The sequence below is a fragment of the Deltaproteobacteria bacterium genome (genome assembly GCA_016874775.1).
In the GTDB taxonomy this organism is placed as follows: domain Bacteria; phylum Desulfobacterota; class Binatia; order Bin18; family Bin18; genus VGTJ01.
In genome coordinates, this window is the sequence record VGTJ01000057.1 from 1 (window position 1) to 23,864 (window position 23,864).

16 protein-coding genes are annotated in these 23,864 nt (G+C 52.8%); 8 read left to right on the forward strand and 8 right to left on the reverse strand.

All coding sequences use genetic code 11. The features are described 5' to 3' along the window. The first annotated feature begins 325 nt into the window (after nt 1-325). Nucleotides 326-607 carry a hypothetical protein gene (locus FJ147_11655; protein ID MBM4256534.1) on the forward strand — a complete coding sequence of 94 codons (282 nt, stop codon included), beginning with the start codon at nt 326-328 and terminating at the stop codon, nt 605-607. 170 nt (nt 608-777) lie between these two features. Here FJ147_11655 and FJ147_11660 read toward each other — a convergent pair whose 3' ends face one another. Further along, nucleotides 778-1,434, reverse strand: coding sequence for an MCE family protein (locus FJ147_11660; GenBank protein ID MBM4256535.1), 657 nt, complete (start codon nt 1,432-1,434; stop codon nt 778-780). A 136-nt stretch (nt 1,435-1,570) separates the two neighbouring features. On the opposite strand from FJ147_11660, the gene FJ147_11665 reads away from it, so the two are divergent. Next, entirely contained in the window at nt 1,571-2,626 is a 1,056-nt protein-coding gene (locus FJ147_11665; GenBank protein MBM4256536.1) for an LLM class flavin-dependent oxidoreductase, read from the forward strand. 106 nt (nt 2,627-2,732) lie between these two features. Here the strand turns inward: FJ147_11665 and FJ147_11670 are convergent, their stop codons facing one another. Next, the gene (locus tag FJ147_11670; GenBank protein MBM4256537.1) at nt 2,733-3,092 is read right to left on the reverse strand and encodes a hypothetical protein; all 360 of its coding nucleotides are present in this window, start codon (nt 3,090-3,092) and stop codon (nt 2,733-2,735) included. A 136-nt stretch (nt 3,093-3,228) separates the two neighbouring features. Here FJ147_11670 and FJ147_11675 point away from each other — a divergent pair, with 136 nt between their 5' ends. The 3 genes from FJ147_11675 to FJ147_11685 all read left to right on the forward strand — a co-directional run bounded on the left by FJ147_11675 (nt 3,229) and on the right by FJ147_11685 (nt 6,439). Further along, the gene (locus FJ147_11675; protein ID MBM4256538.1) at nt 3,229-3,693 is read left to right on the forward strand and encodes a hypothetical protein; all 465 of its coding nucleotides are present in this window, start codon (nt 3,229-3,231) and stop codon (nt 3,691-3,693) included. 75 nt (nt 3,694-3,768) lie between these two features. Continuing rightward, a complete protein-coding gene (locus FJ147_11680) occupies nt 3,769-5,814 on the forward strand; it encodes a molybdopterin oxidoreductase family protein (protein MBM4256539.1) in 2,046 nt (681 codons plus the stop codon). A gap of 244 nt (nt 5,815-6,058) precedes the next feature. After that, a complete protein-coding gene (locus FJ147_11685; protein ID MBM4256540.1) occupies nt 6,059-6,439 on the forward strand; it encodes a 3-aminobutyryl-CoA ammonia lyase in 381 nt (126 codons plus the stop codon). Nucleotides 6,440-6,534: 95 nt separating this feature from the next. Here FJ147_11685 and FJ147_11690 read toward each other — a convergent pair whose 3' ends face one another. The 3 genes from FJ147_11690 to FJ147_11700 all read right to left on the reverse strand — a co-directional run bounded on the left by FJ147_11690 (nt 6,535) and on the right by FJ147_11700 (nt 12,021). Next, entirely contained in the window at nt 6,535-8,217 is a 1,683-nt protein-coding gene (locus FJ147_11690; GenBank protein MBM4256541.1) for an amidohydrolase family protein, read from the reverse strand. 132 nt (nt 8,218-8,349) lie between these two features. After that, the gene (locus tag FJ147_11695) at nt 8,350-9,549 is read right to left on the reverse strand and encodes a Fic family protein (protein MBM4256542.1); all 1,200 of its coding nucleotides are present in this window, start codon (nt 9,547-9,549) and stop codon (nt 8,350-8,352) included. Between the two features lie 168 nt (nt 9,550-9,717). Beyond that, a complete protein-coding gene (locus FJ147_11700) occupies nt 9,718-12,021 on the reverse strand; it encodes a GspE/PulE family protein (protein ID MBM4256543.1) in 2,304 nt (767 codons plus the stop codon). Nucleotides 12,022-12,202: 181 nt separating this feature from the next. Between FJ147_11700 and FJ147_11705 the strand changes: the two genes are divergently transcribed. Continuing rightward, nucleotides 12,203-13,756: an AMP-binding protein gene (locus FJ147_11705; GenBank protein ID MBM4256544.1), complete on the forward strand. Its 1,554-nt coding sequence runs from the start codon at nt 12,203-12,205 to the stop codon at nt 13,754-13,756. A gap of 237 nt (nt 13,757-13,993) precedes the next feature. Next, a complete protein-coding gene (locus tag FJ147_11710) occupies nt 13,994-15,883 on the forward strand; it encodes a PAS domain S-box protein (GenBank protein ID MBM4256545.1) in 1,890 nt (629 codons plus the stop codon). Between the two features lie 76 nt (nt 15,884-15,959). Here FJ147_11710 and pruA read toward each other — a convergent pair whose 3' ends face one another. After that, the gene (gene pruA, locus FJ147_11715) at nt 15,960-19,163 is read right to left on the reverse strand and encodes an L-glutamate gamma-semialdehyde dehydrogenase (protein MBM4256546.1); all 3,204 of its coding nucleotides are present in this window, start codon (nt 19,161-19,163) and stop codon (nt 15,960-15,962) included. 533 nt (nt 19,164-19,696) lie between these two features. On the opposite strand from pruA, the gene murJ reads away from it, so the two are divergent. Beyond that, nucleotides 19,697-21,298, forward strand: coding sequence for a murein biosynthesis integral membrane protein MurJ (gene murJ / locus FJ147_11720; protein ID MBM4256547.1), 1,602 nt, complete (start codon nt 19,697-19,699; stop codon nt 21,296-21,298). Between the two features lie 69 nt (nt 21,299-21,367). On the opposite strand, the gene FJ147_11725 is transcribed toward murJ, so the two are convergent. Then, complete coding sequence (locus FJ147_11725; GenBank protein MBM4256548.1) at nt 21,368-22,903, reverse strand: D-alanyl-D-alanine carboxypeptidase; 1,536 nt, start codon at nt 22,901-22,903, stop codon at nt 21,368-21,370. 155 nt (nt 22,904-23,058) lie between these two features. After that, nucleotides 23,059-23,826, reverse strand: a complete 768-nt coding sequence (locus FJ147_11730; GenBank protein MBM4256549.1) for a hypothetical protein — start codon at nt 23,824-23,826, stop codon at nt 23,059-23,061. Between the last annotated feature and the right edge of the window lie 38 nt (nt 23,827-23,864).

A 23,864-nucleotide genomic window follows, 5' to 3' on the forward strand; every position in this document is an offset into this window, starting at 1 on the left:
CAAAGCATGCTCCTAAGATCATCGCGTGTTCCCTTCTCTCTCCCTGAACTTGAGTTTCTCCCCACGACACGCGCCTATCTCAGCAGAACCCGCGAAATCATGAAAGATTCAGACCTTTACAGGGATGCCCACTTGGGGCTAGAGGCTAGGGGCTTGGGAGGAGGAGGAACCAGTCTCCAGCTCCCAGCTCGTATCCTCATGTTCCTTTTGACTTTTGCGATTTGACTTTTGATTTTCTTCTTCTCCAGCCCCCAGCCCCTGCGAGCGCAAGCTTGCCCTTGATGCGATATAACTCTGCTTCGCACCAGAGTACAAGCTGCGCCCGTTGCTGGAACTGGCGAGTTATGTCGAGAAAGAGCGCCACTTGCCTGGGATTCCGTCGGCAGCGGATATCTCGCAGCAGGGGGGCCTGAATCTCACGGAGATGCAGTTACAGTTACTGACGAAGGTCGAAGAGTTGACGCTGTACACGATTGCGCAGGAGCGAGCGTTAACGCACCATGAACACCGCGCTCGGGATCAACAGGCAGTGATAAGCGACCTGCAATCGGTTGTGCAGAAGTTGGCAAGTCGGCTGGAGGTGTTGGAACGACGGAGTGCTCGGTGATAGAGCAATCCTATTTGAGATCAAGAAAGCAAAACACGAACCACCCTTCGACAAGTTCAGGGTGAACGGAAGAACATACACATTCGCGGCGATTTTCCTGTTCGTGCTGAGCCTGTCGAAGCACGGCTCCACCTATCGGAACAGCCGCAAGGGAATTTATCAACAGCTTCTTACACTGTTTTCTCGGCTTCTTTTTCTGCCGGGAAAATCTTCTCGAAAATTGCCTTCCATCGTGCGAGTTCTTGCGTGACTACACGGGTCACATCGTCTTGTACTCGTCGTACGGTAGCCGCAAGCCCCTCGACGCCTTCTTCCAGCTTGCGTTTTTCTTCTGATTTACTCACATTGTCGAGTGCGCCGCGGAATTGATCAAGTTGACGTGCGACCTCACGAACTGTGCTGTCGAGTCCGGCAATCTGCTTCTTGAGTTCGATGGCAAGCTCAGAGTCTGCGCCTTTGACGTGACTTCCAGGTGGGAGCATGGGACTCGTCTCGTCCAAAACGACCAAGCGCAGGCCGGGCTCGCTACTGCTCGTTGACGGTGCGACCAGAAAGGTGGAACTTGCTTTCAAGCGTTGCTGGCCATTGGGGTCGAGCGTGACGATCACGTCAGCACCTCTCCCATTGTCTGAAGAAGTGTGTGGTTTAACGGCGACAACTTTGCCAATCGGCTTGCCGGATTCTTCGACAATCGCGCCAACTTTCAAACCTTGAGCAGTGGGAAATTGAACGGTCCAGGTGGGCGTTACAGCCGGAGGCGTGGCAAAGAGGTGTAAGAGAATCAACGCAGAGAGACCAAATAATCCAGCAACGAGATATTTACGCATGGGTACCCTCCGTAAAACCGGCTTTTTTTAAGAAACACATTTTTCTCAAGAAGTTGCAATATAGGAAAGCGATGGGATCTGGGAGTTGGGATTGAGACAAGAGTCTGCTATTGGAGCTGAGCAAAGGAGATGCTGCATGAAGTTTGGTTACTTCACTCTCACAGACAATCCCCCAGCCTACGGGGCGCAACGCCGAGATCCTAACCAGTTCTTGCGTGAAGTGCTTGAAGAGTGCCAGGTCGCTGAAGAACTGGGTTACAACTCTGCCTGGGTACCAGAGCATCATTTCGGTTTGTTTGGTTGTTTACCAGCTCCGGCGACATTTCTCGCCTATGTGGCGGCGAAAACCAAACGCATCCAACTTGCACCGGCGACGGTATTGCTTCCGTGCGATCATCCGGTCCGTGTAGCAGAGCAATTTGCGTTGCTGGATTTGCTCAGTGACGGACGCGCGGTGTTCTCAGCAGGTCGTGGCTACGATAAGCGCGAGTATGATGCGTTCGAAGTGGCGTTTGAGGAAAGTCGTGACCGTTTCACCGAAGGCCTTGATCTCATGCGCATTGCCTGGACAAAGGAAGAGTTCACCTATGCCGGGAAGTTCTACAAGATTGCCGAACCAGTGACGTGTTTACCACGACCAGTACAAAAGCCGCACCCGCCGATCTATGTAGCCTGCTTTAGTCGTCCGACAGTCGAGATGGCGGCTGAACACGGGTTTCACACGTTATTCGCGCCGTTCGCTGCAGCCATGATGTTCGGCAGCGTTGGTGATGCCGTGCGGACCTACAAAGAACTGGCAGCGAGCCACGGGCACCGTGATGCGCGCGCGAAGTGCTCGTATTTTACCAATGTGGTGGATAGTAAAGCCGACGAACTCAAGACGAAAGAACGCCTGTTGTACTACTTGCATTCGATCTTACCGGCGTTCCCAGAGGATCGTGCAACCGCGCCGCCGCATATCGCCTATTTTGTCGATATTGTTGAACGACTGAAGAGTATGAAACCAGAACAGCTTGGCGAGCGGAGTTTAGTAACGGGTGATCCGGCAGCCTGTATCGAGATCCTGAAAAAATGTGAGGCTGCCGGGATTGAAGAGGTAATTCTTTATTTTAACTTTGGCAATTTGAACCACCGCGATACGTTGAAGTCGATGGAGCGCTTTGCCCGTGATGTGATGCCACACTTTCGATAGGGGGGAGAATGTAGGAGGTAGAATACAGAAGATGAAGAAGCTATGTGAGTCCGCTTCATCTTTTTCAATTCTATCTCCTACCTCCTGTCTCCTCTATTCTTGGCTGTTATTGGCATTTCGGATCACATACGCTCATTTTCTGCGCACCGTCTTTCTCGCATGATTCGCTGCTCGCGTAGGTGTTTTTGACCTCAATGCATTTGAGAACTTCGTTCATGCCAGCGGTGAGGCAGTTACGATAACACTGAGAAGAATCTCTGCCGCCCGAGGCGTTTAGTTTGTCGTTCATGTAAGTGACAATGGCACCGAACCGGGCGAGCACGTTCGTTTCCCCCTGGGCGGCGGGTTTTGATGCCGTGTATCCCGTCGGATAGCCGCCTTCGGCAAAGAGTGGAGAGGTGAGGAAAAAGACGGTGAAGAGAGCTATTGCGATTGTGACAATCAATGACTGTACGCGACGCTGCATGGTTGTTTCCCCTTTACCTACGCAAATAGTGCAGTTCTCTTACCTGCCTTGTTGTGGTTACGCAACTCCAGCACATTCTTCCGTTGGTGCTGAAATCCAGAATAGGCTTGACGGTCGATAAGAGTATTGGTGCACTATGCCGATCGTGCCTTCTCGTGCCCTCTTGTGGATTGGTCGCCTCTTGTATGTGGCTGTGGCCTTGTGGTGGCCTGCCATCTGGCGTGATCCGATCTACACGCCTCGCCAAGCGCGTATGGCAGGCCAGGAATTGCGACTTGCCGATGGGGCGTCTCCGAAGACCGCCGAGGAACGGGCATTAGCGATCTTCTGGGCATGGGAGCATCGACAGTTCGTCGAAACGCGCTGGGTGGTCGGCCCATACCTTGGGTTACGGAGTGGGTTGTACGGTGGGAATCGCACTGGCCTACATCACACACTGTTGGCGCTGATTGCTATTTGGATCTTTTTTGGCGCTTTGCTTGGACGACGTAATGAAGGGAACGTGCCAACAAGGGCGTCCTCTCGTAGTGCTCTCAGTGGTACGAGGGCTGGCCTCATGACGGTTCCCCTCTGGCAGCTCGTTCAACGTTTCCGGTCGTAGCCTTGACCCCCGGCAACATTCCTCGTTACTTCCCGACGCATTTTGTGGTAGAGGCGTGAGCCAAGGAGGTTCTCTATGCCTCATGTTGCTCACTCGGCGTGTCCGCACGACTGTCCCGATTCCTGCGTAATGGATGTCTCCATCGATAACGGCAAAGCGATCAAGGTTACTGCGAGTAAAGAGCATCCTTTCACTCGTGGCGCCCTGTGCGCGAAGGTCAACAAATTCCTCGACCGTGTCTATGCTCCAGAGCGCTTGTTGTATCCCCTGCGGCGAGTCGGCCCTAAAGGCCCAGGTGCGCAGTTTGAACGTATTTCCTGGGATGATGCGATAGCAGTCATTACAACCAACATGCAGAACGCGATTGCTGCGCATGGACCACAATCGATTCTGCCGTATTCGTATCGTGGCAATAATGGTGTGTATCAGAGTAACGGGCTCGATCGCCGTTTCTTTCATGCACTTGGGGCATCTACTCTCGCGCGAACCATCTGTGCTGGTGGCCTCTATGGCGCGTTAGCCTACTCAGATGTGTTCATGGGGTTTGCCCCAGAAGGACTGGTTGAGAGCAAACTGATTATTTTCTGGGCGTCGAATCCGCTGAATACGGGGATGCATGTGTGGCATCTCGTCCAAGAAGCCAAGAAGCGGGGTGCCAAACTGACTGTGATTGATCCATACCGTTCGCGAACGGCACGCGTATGCGATGAACACGTCTTCCTCCGCCCAGGAACCGATGCCGCTTTGGCGTTGGCACTGATGAAAGTGATCGAAGAAGGGGGACTTGCTGACACAGACTATATTGCACGATACACAATCGGATACGAGCAGTTTGCCGCACGGTTGCGTTCCCTCTCTCTTGATGAACTGTCGCGAACGTGTGAGGTGCCGAGCGCCACGATTCAACGTCTCGCCCGCGAATTTGCCACCACGCGACCGGCAGCGATTCGTATCGGTATCGGTATTCAACGCAGTGGTGGCGGTGCTGCAGCAATCCGTGCGGTCGCCTGTCTTCCTGCGCAGACCGGTGCATGGCGTGAGGTTGGTGGCGGCATGTGTAACTTGGGTGGTGCCATGTTTACAGCGCAAGATCTCGGCAAAGCGATGCGTCCCGATCTTTCTCCTACCGGTACCCGCGAAATTAACATGGTGCGCGTGGCTGAGCACTTACTCGATCCGTCGTTCGATCCTCCGATCAAGGTGATCTACAACTACAATTGTAACCCTGCCGCTTCGCTTCCAGATCAGCCAGCGCTACGACGTGCATTGCAACGGCCTGATTTGTTTACTGTCGTTCACGATATGTTCCTCACTGACAGTGCTGACTATGCAGATGTTGTGTTGCCTGCGACTTCGCCGTTTGAACACGATGATGCCGTCCTCGCCTATGGTGGAGACTTTGGCAGTTTCAGTCGTCGTATTATCGAACCGCTCGGTGAGGCAAAGTCTAATGCTGAGGTTTTCCAATTGCTTGCTAAAGCTTTAGGGATCACTGAACCTGCGGTATATGCAACCGCGGAAGAACTGATGGCAGAAACACTGAAGCCAACTATTCCCATCGAGCAGTTTGTTCGCCAACCCTTTCTCAAAACTCGGGCTGCACCGGAGCTGCTCCCTCGTGCGCAAGGCGGCTTCCATTCGCCGTCGGGGAAGTTTGAATTCTACTGTGAGAAGCTCGCGCGTGATGGCCATGACCCGTTGCCAAGCTTCGTCCTACCACATGAAACTCTGAGTGATGGTCCTTATCCGCTTAACTTCTTGCCTCGCAAACATAAAGATTCACTCAACTCTTCCTACGGTCATCTGCCAGTGATGCGCCGTCAGGAAAGCGAAGCGCGAACGATAGAGATGCATCCGCAGGATGCTGCTGTCCGCGGTCTGCACGATGGCGAAGAAGTGCGCGTCTACAATGCTCGTGGGGCATTTGTTATGCCGCTCAAAGTCTCACACAATGTTGCGCCAGGAACAATCGCGACGTTCTGGGGTTGGTGGGACAAGTTGTCTGGGGGCAAAGGCAACGTGAACAATGTCACTTCAACGAAACTGACGGACCTTGGTGGTGGTGGCACGTTCTACGATTGTCGTGTCGAAGTAGAGCGATGGAATAGCCAACCTCTCTAAGTTTCCCGCAAGGAGTTACAATGAAAGGTACTGCAATCGGACTCATTATCTTGAGTGTCTACTGGGTGTTACAAGGAGTAGAGGTGGTTCGCGCAGGGAACATGCATGGTTTTGTGAATGTCATACTCGGGCTCGCGCTGCTACCGCTAGCAAAGTATGTCTGGGGCAAAAACATTGATGGCACCACAAGTAAGTGAGAGGACATATGCCACACCTTGATGCAGTGAACGGACTTCCCACCGCAATGATTCGCGTACGGATGAGTGCCCACGACGCACACTACGGTGGCAACCTTGTCGATGGTGCACGCATGCTGCAGCTTTTTGGTGATGTCGGCACCGAGCTGAGTATTCGACTTGATGGCGATGAAGGACTCTTCCGCGCGTACGATGCGATTGAGTTTCTTGCTCCCGTGTATGCTGGGGACTATATCGAAGCGCATGGGCGTGTGACGCACGTCGGTCGCACCTCGCGCAAATTCGAGTTCCAGGCCTGGAAAGTTATTCGTCCGCGGCCGGATGTCTCTGACTCTGCGGCCGATGTTCTCGAAGCGCCTATCTTGGTGTGCAAGGCGAGTGGGACTGGGGTGGTGCTGGTGGAACGACAAAGAAACAAGCGATCGTAGCTTGTGAATATTCCCTCTCCCTGGAAGGGAGAGGGCTAGGGTGAGGGTTGAAAGATTGAAAATACGGTAAAGACTACGCCGTTTCCACTTCGGAATTACGCACTCCACAGCACCCGGCCAGCAAACGTGCCCGTGTGTTCCAGACCATCCATGAACACCTGACCATTGACCAGCGTATGCTTGTAGCCAACTGATTTCTGGATATAGCGGCTACCACCAGCCGGCAGATCTTGCACGAAGGTTGGGGCCGGTAACTGCAAGTTATTGAAGTCAATGACGTTGAGATCGGCGAACGCACCCTGACGAACCACACCACGATCCTGAATGCCGAAGAGTTGCGCAGTGTCGAGCGTGAGTTTACGAATCGCTTGTTCCAACGTGAAATGTTGCCGTTCCTTGACCCAATATTTGAGGAAATAGGTCGGCAAGCTTGAGTCCATGATCTGGCCGACGTGCGCGCCAGAATCACCCAGGCCGATCACGACCCGTGGATGATCGAGCATCGTTTGCACTGCATCAAAGCTGGGGTTGAGGAACGGATAATTGAACACCGCTTTTCCGTCCTGTTCGATGGACAGCGTGATAAAAGCCTCTGCCGGGCTGACGCCTAGACGCTGCGCATGAGCAGCCAGGCTTTCGTCTGCTTTATGATCGTAGCGCGCTTCGCCTTTGGGGAGCAGGAAGATCTGGCTGAAATCGATTGGTGGCGGATCAGTCAAAGCTTCTTTAATCATAGTGGCGCGATATTCAGGATTACGCAGTTTGGCAACTTTCTCGTCTAGCTTGAGTGTTCGTAACGCACGCCACGAAGGTGCACGATCAAATGGCGTACGATTGACGAAACCAAACAGGACGCCAATGCCGCGTGTGGTTGACTGCGCGAACACTTGCGCACCTCGTTTCGCACTCTCACTGATCTGATCCAGCATGGAAGCAAACACTGTCGGATGTGGACGGCTCTGTGCCAAACCGAAAGTGACAGGGCGTCCGGTGGCAAGGCTCACGTCCGTCATCCAAGCGACTTCGCGTTTGATATGCTCAGGACGTCCACTATCGATCCCTGGTGCGGCTTCGAATAGTCCGCGTTTGAGTGTGCCGAGAGCACGAGCAATACCCATCAGCTCGTCTCGTTCGGCAAAAGTACCAGGAACCGGCTGACCTTCTGGCGTACGATGGAGGATCGTTCGCGAAGTTGAGAAGCCGAGTGCCCCACCAGCGATGGCTTCAGCAACGATGTCGTGCATACGAGCAATCTGGTCTGGATTCGCTGGCTTGTTATCCAAGCTCTCCGTACCCATGGCCCAATAACGCACGGCACAGTGACCAACCATGCCACCGACGTTCATGCCTTTCGGAACGTTATCGAGCGCCTTGAGATACTCACCGTAGGTTTCCCACTGCCACGGCATACCAGCCATGATGCTGGCTGCGGGAATATCCTCGACTGATTCCATTAAATGGGCGAGGTATTCACGATCTCCGGGTTTGCACGGCGCGAAGGTGACACCACAGTTCCCCATCACCACAGACGTAATGCCATGCCAGCACGAAGAAGAAGCAATCGGATCCCAAAAGATTTGCGCATCGAGATGCGTATGAATATCGACAAAACCGGGAGTGACGACATGTCCCTCGGCGCCGATTGTCCGTTTTGCTGAATCGGTGACTTTGCCAATTTCAGCAATACGATCACCTTGAATGGCGACATCAGCCCGAAACGGTTGTTGTCCGGTACCATCGACGACCGTGCCGTTCTTAATCACAACATCATAAGTCATAAGCTCCTCCTTGTTCGCTGGCGTAGGTGCTCTGCCTAGGTGGCCTGTGGCAGGCTTATTTTCACTGTGCGCGATTGGGGAAAAAGTGCCAATGATTCGAAGGGATAAGAACCGACCAGTCAGAGGCACTAGTTACTGAAAAATTGGGTATGTCTTTGCCTTTGGAAGTTTTTTGACTTTCTCGAAAAAAGCAGTTTCTGTGATCTCAGTTGGCCACTGGAGGCGAAGCTTGATGCGAAAAACGTCTTTTCCCTCTCTCTTACTTGTTTCCCATTCAATTGCTCCAAGGGCAATTAACTGAGTCAGGTCTCGGAACATTGCTTTATTGAAGTTTTTCAAAGGTAGATAGTGACGGAAAATCTCATCATCCAACTGAGAGAGTTCCATAGAATCTTTCTCAAGCAAGACCTTGAGAATCTCAATTTGCCTTTGAGCAAGGACTCGTTTCTTCTCGCTTTTCAGGCGATTGAATAAATCATACATGGTGTTGCGAAACAGCGCCTTGGAGAGGTTGATACGAATTTCCGCAGATAGACGATCACACTGGACAGAGATTCCTTTCAGACCAAATATAAGAAACGGAGTGAGATCATGGTCCCGGTGTCGTACTTCAGCTAAAGCTGTGAGGTACGCATTCTTTTCATCGTAATAGTAATTCGACATGGCGATGAACAAGCTATCGCGCAGCCCGGCTCGTTGAAGCATAAGCGCTTCAACGGCACGTGCTGTCCGCCCGTTGCCGTCAAGAAAGGGGTGCATAGCGGCAAAGTGATAATGAAGCGCTAACGCTTGAATGAGTGAGTCATGGCCCTGGAATGGACCGCGGACTGCTTCCATAAGGTTCTTGAACGCACTCTTGCATTCTTCGCCTCCTTCAATACCCCTGTGTCGCGGCATTCCAAATACGACATTCTGGTCAATTTGCCGAAGCTCGCCAGGAGGGCAGTGATCATCGTCTGCCCCTGTTACGATACGTCGATGCACCTCACGGATCAGGTATTCATCAACAGGGCGGTCTTCTGGCAATTTGGCAATCCATCGATACGTTTGCACTGCTGCGTGTGCTTGTCTTTGCGAGCGAGTCAGGAGTTGCTGCGGACTCTCTTTTAACGCTTCTTCTAATTCTCGCTCGGTAAAGTCAGCCCCCTCGATTCGCGAAGTTCCTGCGACTTCACGCTTGAGCTGAATCTCTTGTAATTTCTCAACCCATTCACGTTGGTAGGGTAGAGTGGTCAAAGCCCTGACCTGAGCCTTTGCTTCAATAAGAAAAGAGGCTACCTCCCTGACGTCGTAAGCGATCCAGTTCTTGGGAATTTCATACTTAATAGCCATTTCATTTCCCAGATAATGCCAAATATAAGACTAGTCAATAACATGCATAAATATTTGATATATAAGATTAAAATTGTCATTGTGGGAAAAAATACTTAGTGTTGTATCGAGGGATATTTCCCATTTCATTTCCTGAAAATTTCTCGAAAATGGAAATCTTCTGCTTTCTTAGCGCATCGCCACAGCTTGGACTTGTTTATAATCAGTCCAGCCTTGCAGCGTCTTCATGATGCCGTCTTGTACGAGGGTGGTCATGCCTTGGGTTAACGCAACAGCCAAGATGTCTGATACCGGCGCGCGGGCGTGGATGAGTCGTTTGACTTCATCTGTAGCGATGAGTAACTCGTGGATACCCATGCGACCTTTGTAACCACTGTGACGACACGCCTGACAGCCTTTGCCTCGGGTCAGACGGAACGCATCATTGTAGATGATGCCAAGATGGGCAAAGGCTTCTTCACCATACCCATACGCGAGCGTGTCATATTCTTCTTTGGTTGGATGGTATTGTTCTTTGCAATTGCGGCAGATGGTGCGAGTGAGGCGTTGCGCCAGGACACCAAGCAGTGCGTCGGCAAATAAGAATGGGTCCATTTGCATTTCTAACAAGCGGGTTACCGTCTCGACCGCACTGTTTGTGTGTAATGTACTCAGGATTAAGTGGCCGGTCAGTGAGGCTTCAATGCTGATCTCTGCCGTAGCGCGGTCACGAATCTCACCGACCATGATGATGTCGGGATCGGCTCGCAGGAACGAACGCATGGCAGTGGCGAAATCGAGACCTATACGATGGTGTACCTGCAATTGTCGTAAGCCATACTGGGTGATTTCTACCGGGTCTTCTGCCGTCCAAATCTTGCGATCTGGCATGTTGAGCTGGGCAAGAGCTGAGTGCAGCGTTGTCGTCTTGCCTGAGCCTGTTGGACCAACGCAGAGAATCATACCGTAGGGTTTCTGCAGAACCCGTTTGAACTCCTGCAAATTACGCTCGGACATCCCGAGGTTATCAAGCTGTATCGGTTCTTTGGCAGTGAGAATGCGTAAGACGACGTCTTCGTTGTCTGTTTCCGCTGTAGGCAGGGTCGCGGCACGCAACTCGATCTCGCGATCTGGGAGGCGAAATTGGATCTTACCATCTTGCGGTTTGCGCCGTTCGGCGATGTCTAATTGCGCCATGACTTTGAGACGAGACGCGAGTGGGCGACGATACTGGGGCGGCACTTCGAGTGACTTTTCACAACGACCGTCAACACGAATCCGCACCATGGCTTCACGCTGCGGTCCGTGCGGTTCAATGTGAATACCCGACGCTCCAGCCTTATACGCGTCGGCAATGATCTGGTTGACGAGTCGTACGAGGCCACTGTCGTTCTCATCAAGGGCCGTATCGGAGCTTATTGTTCCTCCTTGTTGCTCTTCAGCCGCAAGTTGGCCCAGGATTGCAGAGACTGGTGCATGAGCAGCGCGTTCTTGGTGGGCGGTGTCGAGTACTGCGACAATATCATCGAGCAACCCTACCACATAGCGAATCTTCCGGGCGGGGAAGACGCGTTGAATGTCTTGGCGCTTGGTGAACGCGGTTGGGTCATCGATAAGAATCTCGACTTCGTCGTCGCTCTCGTGCAGTGGGACCCACCCATGAGTTTTGAGGTAGCTGAGATTCAAGTTTTCTAACAATGCTCGATCCAGCACAAGTTGTTCTTCTGGGTCGAAAAAGGGGCAGCGGTAAAATGCACTTAATGCATTGCCGATGTCATGCTTGCGAACTTGATAGGTCTCCATGAGGATCGATTCGAGTGGCCGCTGTTTATCGCGCGCTTCAGTGATGGCGAGATCGAGTTCCTGCTGGCTCAAGAGGTTATTGGTGACAAGCGTGTCGAACTTTGCCGATTTTCGACGCAGGAGCTGATATTGATTGTGTAAGGCGATTCCCAAGGTTTGGGCAACCTCTCGTACGCGCTGTTCATCGAGAGGAGTAAAGCGTTCGGCACCACGTTTGTTGATCAGTTGGATGACGCCAGTCAGGGCATTGGTGGCAGGAGCACAAACCGGCACGGTCAGCACCTGGCGGGTACGCATTCCGCTGCGTTGATCCCATGAGTTGTCAAAGGCGAGTGCTGGACTGATGCGAGCGAGTTCTGCTTTGTCGTAAGCATTGGTGACATTGACGATAATGCAGTTCGTCGCAACAAACCCAACAATACTTTGATTCCCGAGAGGAACACGAATTTCGCGAATCTTGTTGAGATCGGAAAATTTGGAGTAGACTTCTTTGCGATCGTAATCGACGGCATAAATCGCTGAGCGTTCGGCATCAAACAAACTCAACATTTCATCGTGCAGAGCGACGAGAATCTGGTCGATGTCCTTCGCGGCATGAATGAGGTTCATGACACGCTTGAGCCGTTCATCATAGGCGACTTGCTGTTGTAGGGTGGTAAAACGACGGGTGGGAGTGCGGTTCAGGTCCATCAGGAGTCTCCTAGAGGTGGAGTCGGTATGGTTTGGCCTACCGCACTTATCGTTCGATTGTCAATATTAGGGATATCTTGGGGCTTGGGGCTAGGGACTTGGGGCTTGTGGGGAGGAGGAACCAGTCCCTAGCCCCAAGCCTCTAGCCCCTTCTTATTGTGGTGTGGTAAAAAATGCCCCCATGAATTTGGCACGAAATTTTTGGCATCATCTGACGAAGAATACTGCGGCAACTGTCCTTGAACGTCTCGAACCAGACGGAACGATTTCCTGGCAGCAAACACGTGAAGAGTTGCGTCAGGAAGCATCTCGCTGGATGGCGGCGTTGCAAGCCGCTGGTGTTGGTCCAGGAGATCGAGTTGCCCTCTCCCTTGGCAAATCTTCAGGATTGGTGACCGCTCATCTAGCTATCTTGGGTGTCGGTGCTGGTGTGGTCCCGCTCAATCCTGCACTCACTGCTCGTGAGACTGAAGCTGTTGTACAACGGGCAGAAGTAAAACTCGCTATTACTCATCCAGAAACCATTACGCGAAGCCCAGAGATCTTGAACGCTGTACGTGGGCCGTGGTGGGCGGTGGGTGATGTCAGCAACCTTCCTGCGAGTGTTATTCCTATTGCACGGGTGCTGCCAGCACAGCCATCGGGAGTCGAGCCAGTCGAATGTCGCGATGACGCTATTGCCTTGTTGGTGTTCACGAGTGGTACCACTGGAATGCCGAAAGGTGTGGGGCTGACGCACGGCAACGTGCGCGCAAATTTGCAAGCACTGCTGGTTGATACCTGGGAGATGGCAGTCACAGACCGTTTGTTGCACGTGCTTCCACCGCATCACGTACATGGTCTCGGTCTCGGCTTGTACGGTACACTCTACGTTGGGAATGCCGCAGTATTGCTTGAGCGGTTCGATCCTGCCGTTGTGTTGCGCGCCTTCGGACCCCAGCGCATCAGCGTCTTTATGGGTGTACCGACGATGTATCATCGGATGGTTGAAGCGGTCGATGCCGACGCAGCATTGAAGTCACAGGTGTCATTGTCTGCAATGCGAGTATTCACCTGCGGCTCGGCGCCATTGTCACCAGAGACGTTCCGTCGCTTTCGTGAACACTTCAATTTCCCGATCGTTGAACGTTATGGATTGACGGAAACGGTCATTAACACCTCCAACCCGCTGCGTGGTCCGTGGAAACCTGGCAGTGTAGGGGTACCTGTTCCTGGGGTCGAGGTTGGGATCTTTGATCCACAAACGCTCACGCAGCTTCAGTCCGGCGAAACCGGCGAGATTTGGATCACAGGGCCGAATGTGTTTGGTGGCTACTGGAACAATCCGGAAGCAGCAGCGCCGGCATTTCATGGCAAATGGTTTCGGACCGGAGACTTAGGGGCTATCGATGCTGATGGCTATGTTGCCATTCTTGGTCGCATGAAAGAACTGATCATCGTCGGTGGAAGCAATGTCACTCCTGGAGAGGTTGAGGTCGTACTGGAGACAGATGCTGGGATAGTTGAGTGTGCGGTCGCTGGGATTCCCGATCCCGATCTTGGCGAACGTATTACGGCGTTCATCGTGCCACGGCCAGGAGAAGATAAAGCTGCATTAGAAACACGCTTACGAACAAAAGCCGAACGCGACCTCGCGCCATACAAACGTCCCCGTGCTTACCGTTTTCTTGAGGCCATTCCGCGCAATGCGATGGGTAAAGTCGAACGCAATAAGTTGCGTGATTATAAGGCGTAAGGGGGAAGACTCGCGGCTAGAGGCTGAGAGACTTTTCTCCTCAAATTTCAAACCTTTAGCTCCACTCCGCCCGGACCTTCTCTCTTTCCGGGAGATTCCGCTCCTTTCCTGAGGGGAGTTGTTCCCTACTTTTCCTCGCTAGAGCAGGGACAATGCCTGATGTCAAAATTTTGTCTGTACCCAAGAATTTACTATACTACTTGAACAAGAGAGGAGTCGCAGACAAGAAACCATCACATGGATAACTCGGAGCAATACAACCAAAACCACCTAACGGCAGTCCAGACATTTTTGCTTGAAGAGACTACGGATTGTGTCGGCATTGTCATTCCTAGTGGACAGATGGTGTACCTCAACCGTGCTGGACGGCGATTGCTGGGAATCGGAGAAGATGAGTCGCTGGCAGAGCTCAACGTCTTACATTTTCATCCCGAGGACGTGCGTATCCGACTGAGCGATATTCTTCCAACTCTGATCTCCACTGGCCAATGGAGTGGCGAGACGGCGATCCTTACCCGTGAGGGGCGAGAAGTATTAGTATCACAGGCAGTTCTGGCGCATAAAGGACCAGATGGGATCGTGCAATTTTTCTCCACCATTATTCGCAATATCTCTGCGCAAAAAGAAGCAGAAGTCGCGTTGCGCGAATCAGAGGAAAAGTACCGCGACTTGGTCGAGAATATTTCCGAAGTCATTTATACGGTTGATGCGAACGGGGCCCTGACCTACATGAGTCCGGTCGTCACGGTATTTGGCGGCTATACGCCGGAAGAAGTGATTGGCCGACCCTTTGTTGATTTCATTCACCCCGATGACCTACCCAAGCTATTCGAGGACTTCCAGCAGACGATTGCTGGGAACTTTCATCCCTTTGAATACCGAGCGCGAACAAAGTCAGGGGAATACCGTTGGATTCGTAGTGCCAGCCGTCCGATTATACGTAACGGTGAAATCGTTGGCTTACGGGGCGTGTTAACGGACATTTCCGAAAGAAAGCTTGCCGAAGAGAAGTTGCGAGAAAGTGAGGAACGGTACCGCAATCTCTTCGAGAATGCCAATGATGCGATCGCGACTTTTACCCTCGATAACGTGCTCACGAGCGTCAATCGTGGGACCGAGCGCTTGCTTGGTAGGCCGCGGAGCGAACTGATTGGCCAGCCTGCCAACAAAGTTGCCACTGCTGCATCGGCCGCATACTTGGAGGAACGAACACACCGCTTTCTCGCAGGCGATAAACCGACACCATCGACCTTCGAACTCGCACTCATTCACAAGGATGGGCACGTTATTCCGGTCGAAGGCCGTACCCGCGCGATTCGTGACCGACATGGAAACTCGGTCGGCTTTCAAGGAATCTTTCGCGATATTTCCGAGAAAAAAGCGCTAGAGCGACAACGCAGTGATTTCCTGGCTATGCTGGCGCACGACATTAAGAATCCCCTTGCCGCGATTTTGGGATATGTCGATTTGCTCGAACAAGAACAGGAAGATCACCCCGCTTCGCTGGAAGACGAGTTTGTGCAACGCATTCGCGAGAATGCGCAGTCGATTCTTTCCTTGATTACGAATTATCTTGATATCGCACGGGTTGAGACTGGCGCGTTCACTTTCCAGAAGACCCTCGTTGCCATTGACACGATTCTGCGACGAGTCATTCAGCAGTACGCGGGAATCGCCCAACGGCACCATATTACGCTTACTCTTGAGACTGCCAGTACACTTCCATTGCTGCAAGCCGATGGAATAGCGTTAGAGCGGGTTTTTTCGAACCTGGTGCGCAATGCCTTGAAGTTTACACCGGAAACTGGGCGTGTCACGGTGCAGGCGCGGCTGTGGAGTGAGCAGCCTGAAACAGGTTCTGATCGTGAGTCGCCTGTGACATTGCCGCAGCATGCCCGTGGCATTCTGGTTGAAGTGAGCGATACTGGTCCAGGTATCGCTCCTGCAGATCAGCCGTTTCTTTTCCTTAAGTATCGCCCTCCCACAGTTGGGCGCAGTCAAGATGGGACCGGGCTAGGACTGTTTATTGTGAAAACCTTTGTCGAGGCACATAACGGGCGTGTTGAAGTAGAGAGTACGCTTGGAAGTGGCGCCTGTTTTCGCATCTTCCTTCCGCTTCCGCTATAATCGGCGACACTTCTTGAGTTTCGTTTGATCTATGCAGACTCACTCTCTGTCAACTGTTGATGCTGCCTATCGTAGATCACTCCTCGTGCTCTTCCTGTTCCCGCGGCGCAAACCCGCGCCGTAAGGTGTTCTCCGTCACGACACGTGGCTCAAGGAATTGCAACAAATAGTCAGGCCCACCGGCTTTGGAGCCAATGCCAGAAAGCCCTAAACCGCCAAACGGCTGACGGCCAACAATCGCACCGGTAATCTTACGATTGATATAGAGGTTACCAACGCGAAACTCGCGTCGCGCGCGTTCGATGTGGGCAGGGCTACGCGAATAGATACCGCCAGTGAGGGCATACGGCGTATCGAGGGCAATGGCGAGGGCTTCAGCAAAATCGTGGGCGTGAAGGATAGAGAGAACCGGCCCAAAGATTTCTTCTTGCGCGATCGTCGTGTGTGGCGGCACATCGGCAAAGATGACTGGTCCAACGAATGTTCCTGGGGTCGGAGCTGGCATCTCCAACACGAGCCGTGCTTCCTGTTTGCCACGCTGAATGTACTGCTGAATTTTTTGCTGTGCTTCTTCATCGATCACGGGTGGCACGAAACTGCCTGGATCATCAGCTGCTCCGACGCACAGGCTGCGTGTTGCTTCGACGACACGTTTGACAAACGTCTCATACACTTGTTCCAAGACGATGACTCGAGAACACGCTGAACATTTCTGACCAGCATAGCCAAACGCCGAAGCGACGGTGCCAACGACGGCCTCGTCCAGGTCGGCGTCATCATCGACGATGATTGCGTTCTTGCCGCCGAGTTCGGCAATGACTTTCTTGATGCCGCGTTGGCCTTCGCGGCTCTGTGCTGCGACAGCATTGATGTGCAGACCCACAGCTTGTGATCCAGTGAAGGCAATCAGATTCACCTGTGGATGCGTGACCAGATATTCACCCACTTCCTCGCCGAGGCCAGGAAGGTACGTGAGCACTCCCGCAGGTAAACCAACACTGCGAAAGATCTCCATCAGCTTGGCAGCAATGACTGACGTTTGCTCCGCCGGTTTCATAATCACGGTGTTGCCCGCAACCAAAGCAGCAGCAGTCATGCCGGTGAGAATCGCCAAAGGAAAATTCCACGGCGCAATTACAACGGCGACACCTCGGGGGTGATAACTATACTCGTTGGTTTCCCCTGGAAGATCGTCGAGTTGGCGAGCCGGAGCGAGGCGCAGCATCTCTTGCCCATAGTATTTGAGATAGTCGATTGCTTCGCAAACATCGGCGTCAGCTTCGCGCCAGGTTTTTCCGGCCTCAAGAATTTCCCATGCGGCGAGTTCAGCACGCCGGGTTTGCAGTATTTCTGCTGCCCGAAACAAAAAGTCCGCGCGTTCAGCAGCGGAACTCTCACGCCACGACCCGAACGTCTGCCGCGCGACTTGGACACTTCGCTCTGCGTCGGCGACCCGCGCCCGTGCGCAGCGACCGACGACCTCGTCAGGACGCGATGGATTACGCGACACAATTTCCGCTTCAGTGGTGATTTCCTGATTGTTGATCACTAACGGATAGAAGCGATTCACTTCCTGCCGCACCCGAGCAAGCGCAGCAGTAAAAAGTTGCCGTGGTTCTTCCTGGGCGAAATCGTACTCTGGTTCGTTGTAAAAAAGATGATCGATGGAAGAAGACGCTGCTTGCACGTGTCCCGTGTCGCTTCTGCCATTCGGCTCTCCATTGCGATGAGCGAAAGTGAACGGATTCTGCAATAGCTCTTCGATGGCTGTGTGTTCAACAAAGCCTTGACGCAGAAATGAATCGTTTGAGGTGTTTTCTAATAAGCGACGAACAAGATACCCCATGCCAGGAATCAACTCACCAAAGGGCGCGTAGACACGCACCCGCTGACCAAGCTGCACTAGCGTTGCCTTGATGGCATCGCCCATGCCATACAACATCTGAAATTCGATCGTCCGCTCTGGCAGTTTGAGTGCACGCGCGGTTGCCAATGCATATGCGATCGAGCGGATATTATGGCTGGCAATTGCGGGGCGCAGCAGGTGTGAATGTTCGAGCAGCAGAGTCACGAGACGTTCAAAGTTGATGTCAGTTTCCCATTTGCGCGTAAATACTGGAATCGGCCAGTGACGTTGCTGAGCGATGACTGTTTCATAATCCCAATAGGCACCACGCACTAGGCGCACGCTGATCGGTGTGCCTCGTTCTTTTGCCCAAGCGATCAGATCATGCACATCTTGTTCGGTTTCACGCAGATACGCTTGCAGCACGACACCGACATGCGGCCAGGTGCGAAACTCCTCTTCGGCAAAAATCTCTTTACACACCTGCAGCGTGAGGTCTTTGTAACGATACTGCTCCATATCGACCGTCACGGACGCGCCGACTTCTTTGGCCGCCCGTAGGATCGGTCGTAAGCGAGTCTTCACTCGCGCGGAACTGCGTTGGGGATCGATCGGGTCAAATTGTGAATACAGTGCAGTCAACTTGACTGAGACATTGATGCGCGGAATTGGTCCGCCATTGTCAGTATCGATTAGCGGAATGGGCTCCCATTGACGTGAGGCTTCGGACAGCGAGTGTAGTAGCGTCAAATAACGTTGCTGATAGGTCTCTGCTTCTTCTTCACTCAATGTGGCTTCGCCCAGCAGATCAAGCGTGAAAGCAAAGTTCTGGCGTCGGAGTTTACGAATCGCGGTGAGTGCTTCTGTTGCCGTAGCTCCAGCAATGAACCGTTGCGCCATACGTGTGGCATTACGGCGCACAGCGAGCGCGACCGCACGAGCCGCGGCGGTGCTTTGCGTGGCAACGTCCAATCCCCATTGCACGGCGATGGGAAAAATCTCTTTATGATTAAGAAAGTATTCCTGTAAGTGACGTGCGACCTGATCGCCGGTTTTCAGCAACGGCAGCACGTCGATAAAACGGAACATTTGCACTTTGAGTGTTTCATCGTGCATGCACCAGTCAAGGATTTTCTCATCCCACCAGGCAAAATGGAAAACCGATGGTGACTCGGTCTGTAAGCGAGAAAAAATCTCACGGCCAAGAACTTGTGTCTGTTGTTCGATGTCATCTGATAACGCCACGACCACCCTCCTGTCTGTCGTCTTCAGTATAGCAAGGAGAGGAGTGAAATGGATAAAGGATATAGGGAGAAAGGGGAAATGAGAGGGTCGGTTGGTGTAAGTTGGGCAACCGCGAAACGTTGCCCAACCTAAGCAGAAATTCTTTCGGTGGTAAGGCGACGATGTCCGGCCCGCGATAGAGCTGTTCATTGTCGAGATCCACGCGAAATTCGGCGAAATGAATGGTCGATACCTGTTCCATACTCCTTTGCTCGCTTCGTTTACGCCAGCGCCCTTGCCCTTTCTACTCATTGAAAGAACATTATTGTCTAGAGTTCCAAACGACTGAGGTGAGACAAGCTCCGTGCCAAAAAGCGCAATGGTCAAATTTGCCAGTGCCTTGCAGACGTTATGGAAAATACAGAGGGGAAACTCCAGCGCACCCACGCTCCTGGCGTTGACAGACAACGCGGCAAACAACTGGTAATTGCGCAAAAGACAAACTGTATTCACAAATGTCAATAAAAAGTGACAGGCAAAAAACATGACGCTTGGGAGTGTGGCAAACAACGCGCCTCCTCCGTTAGAGAACATACTGCCCGCGTGTCATAACGAATCAGGATGTATCGCAACTCGTGCAAGATTATGTTTTTCCTGATTTGCAACTGGTCTGGACTTGTCTTGACTGTTCGAGACGGATTCTGACTCGCCTGCTTTTGACTTGCCCACACTGAGCCGCTACAGTGCCGCAGGTGTCAGCCTCTCCAGTTCAGACTGATCCTTCGCAGCAGCCAGCTCCGACACCTTCCCGCTCTGGTCTGGCTCGTAAAGGGTTACCGATCTTTATCGCTACGCTCATCAGCCGTCCGCTCGGGTTCATCCGTGAAGCGGTGCAGGCAGCGTTGTTTGGTGCTTCGCGACTGACCGACGTGTTTGTCGTTGCTTACAATGTCCCGGAAATGATTCAGACACTGTTCTTCAGTGGCGTACTGAGCAATTTTTTTGTTCCTGTCATTACTCGCTATCGTGAGCAACGCGATGAACTCAGTCGTGTCTTTAGTATCGCGCTGAACGGTGCGCTGGTTTTGGCCTTGGTGCTAGCTGGTGTGTGCTATCTTGCCGCGCCGGGCATTATGACTCTCGCTGCACCTGGCCTGACTGGTGCGGATCGTGAATTGGCGATCTTTCTATTTCGTCTGATGTTGCCGATGTTAGTTCTGCACTGTGTGTTAGCTGTGCTGAAAGGCGTGCTCAATAGCGTCGACCATTATGCGATGCCGGAATACGCGGGAATCTTCTTTAATTTTGCCGTGATCGGCTGTGCACTGGCTTTGGCTCCACAGTACGGCATCGTCAGTCTGGCGTGGGGTGTGGTGATCGGCAGTATCATCCAAGTGGTGGTGCAGATTCCGGCACTCCGCAGCAACGGGCTCCGTTATCAGCCGAGCTGCGGCTTTATGCATCCCGCGATGCGCGAAGTGCAAGGGCTTGTGCTGGGCGCGATTGTGGCAACCGCGGTCGTGCCGATTAACGCATTTATTGCCCGCTCGATGGCGTCTTCATTACCCGAAGGGAGTATCTCAGCTCTAGCCTATGCTTTTCGCGTGTTCATGCTGCCCGTGAGTCTTTTTGCTGTCCCAGTGTATACGGTGTTGCTGACTGATCTTTCTGCGGCACAGCATGAGGGAGCATGGCAGAGGTTCAAAGAGCAAGCGACCTCGGGTTTATCGTTGCTGTTTGCGGTGGCGCTGCCAGCGACCGCCGTGCTTATTGCCTTAGCGGTTCCTATTGTTCGTGTATTGTATGAACGTGGCCGCTTTTCGTCGGAAGATGTCATGCTGACAAGCCAAGCGTTGATGGCTTACGGAACCGGAACTCTGGCATACGGAACGAGTCAAGTGATGGTGCGGCTCTTTAACGCGCAGAAAGATACGCGTACTCCTGCGTGGGTCGGTGTTGGCTCGATTGCGTTGAGTGCCGCAGGGAATTGGTTCTTCATGCAGCAGTGGGGACATTGGGGAATCGCGCTCGTCACTTCTCTGGTGTCATACGTCAATACGCTTGTGCTGTACGCCATCTTTCGTCATCGCCACGGACCATTGGACGAGCGAGAACTCGGACGGCGGTTCCTGAGCCATTTTTTCTTGGCCGCGGTACTCGGCGTGACTCTTTTTGTCGCGAGCCGGCCGTTGGCACTCTCGCCAGATTCGCTGATGATGCCGTTGCGACTTTTGCAGTTTGCCGCCGTGCTCACCGTTGGTGTGACGGGGTATCTGGTGCTTGGGTATGTCTGTAGGGTTGAGGAGGTTCGGACGCTAATGAGAAAATTAAAAATCAAAAATTAAAAATGGAGAATTTGGGATAAGAAGACCTCTTGGCCATTTTTCATTTTGCATTTTTAATTTTTCATTCTTCTAATACCGTGCGATCCAACTCGTAACGAGATTCTTCTCAAGAACTTTGGCTCGCCGCGTCCAACCGTTGCGCTCCGGTTCAGCCGCGGTTGCACGCACGTCTTGGGTTTCATCCTGGGCAAGACGCTGTGGGAAATTGGTCACGAGCACGACAAAGCCTAAATGGCGGCCCTGTTTTGTGGTAAGAAACCCAGCTAATCCGTCTGCGTAGTTCATGGTTCCGGACTTCGCTCGTACCGCGATGTGCTCTGGGTCATGTTTCACGCGTTCCCACATCGGCGGCCAGAGTAATTGCACGAACGTAGCGTCTCTCACTGGAAGTGACCAACCGACGCGCAAGATCGCAGCCAGTTGCCGAGGAGTCATCCGTGTTGCACTGCTTAACCCAGAATGATTGGCGCAATGAAACCCATGCCACGGGGTATCGGGAAGCTGGCGCAGGTACCAATTCGTCAACGTTGCCGCTGATTCGCGCAAGGGGAGCGAACGCCCACTTAACTTCCGTGAAGCACTCAGGCCAACCAACTCGGCAGCCAGATTATTGCTGAATCGGAGTACTTTGGACACGATTTCCGGCAACGGTTCGCTCCAGTGCGTGGCGAGAGATTGCGCCGTTTCCGGCGTGCTGCCAGCTTCAGGCAGCGGTAGTTCCACACCTTTTTGTTGACAGAGAGTACGAAACAGGAGTGCTGTGATCCGTCCGGGATCGAGTCTCACTGGCAGTCCAATCCATCCTTGTGAGGGGAGTTTTGGAGAGAGCAGCCAGCGATCGAGTCGAGGCCCGCCGTGATTCGTCGCTTCATGCAGAAACGCAATGTTGGCATCGAACTCTTCTGCTTGTTTCCCGAGCGTGATGGCTTCGAGCGGAACTGTTCCTCCCTTTGCGTATGAATAGGCGCCGGGAGCTGCGCTTCCTCTCCGTGGCTTCGCTTCCCAGTGTAACTGAATGCGATTGTAGTTGACTGACAAAGCGCTCAAGCCAGGATTATAGGGAGCGGTCATGGAAATTTTTGCGTCAATGTGTTCCGTCCGAGTAAGGAGTGTGTCATCAAAAATAAAATTCCCGATAATGCGAGTCACGCCAGCATCGGCTAAAACGCCAGCAAGGTTACGGAGATCGTCTGTCGTCAGTGTTGGATCGCCTCCACCGCGGAGATACACATTGCCGTGTAACGTCCCTTCTCTGATTTCACCCGAAGTCAGCAGCGAGGTTTGAAAGTGATAATCCTCTCCCAGGATTTTTAACGCGGCGATGGCTGTCATCACTTTCGTGGTTGAGGCTGGAACACGTGATTCATCCGCACGGTGTTCTTCGATTGCGCGACCATCGACGGTATCGAAAAGTAGATAGCCAACGTCTTCGTTCGCTAAACCGGAGCGTTCGAGCAGGACCTCTGGAAGTTGCGGAGGTCCTGCTGGTTCGGCAGCTTGTTGTTGTATGCGTCCGCGTTTCGCACGGGCCGCCGCTGTGTGTGGTAACCCAAGAATAAGCGCAAGAACGCACGAAATAAGAAGAAGACAATGATGTTTTCTCATGAATGAGTGCAAAACAGAAAAGCGCCCCCGCACGACCACACCTCCACCTCAGTGCTGCTCTGTGTCGTTTGTCACACAGTGTAGCAGATACCGCATGTAGAATTCGAGCTGTCAACGCATGACAGGCGAGCGCGCAGCGCCCGCCACGCGATTGCTCACGCAAACGTTGCCGACACTGAGCCTACGCCAGAGAACGCGCTTTCCCACCGATCACCTTTGGTGATCGGTGTTGGTTTGGTGAATGAGCCTGTCATGAGGTCCTGCCCTGGTTCGAGCGCCAAGCCGTAGGTCGCCAGATGATTCGCTAACCAGGCGATACAGTCGAGCTGATTATCGATCACATCTTTGCCAATGACTTTAGCGAATACTTCTCCATTGCGTTTCATCTCGACCTCGATTTCACCGAGGTTGAGGTTTGCAGGGTAGGGGGAAAGGGCCGTCCCTGTGACATAGCCCCACTGCGCGATGCCGTCAGCGACACCTAGCGGCATATCCGCGCCCATGTTGACGCGCATGTCGACCACTTCAAATGCCGGTGCGACAGCAGAAACGGAAGCCAGCACTTGCTCACGCGTGACTCCAGGGCCAGCAAGGCGTTTGCCGATGGTGAAACACAACTCGGATTCGATAATCGGTTTGCCGATTGAAGCATACGAGAAATTTTGTCCACTGGAGAAATGCCGACTCGCAAGCAGATAGGCGCTGATCGGTGCAGAGAGGTTGAACGCTTTACGTGCCGATTCCGCGGACAAACCGATTTTCCAGCCAGCCAGTTTCTCTCCAGCTTGTTGGCGCTTAGAGAGAATGGCGAGTTGAACTTTATAGGCATCAGCCATCGTCAGGGTTTTTTGTAACGCGTCAGACGGTGTCGTGTTCTGTTGTGTCGCTTGCCACAGTAGATTGGTAGCTTCGTCGATATTCATAGTTGGAAACTCCTTTGGGATGACACACGATATAAAGC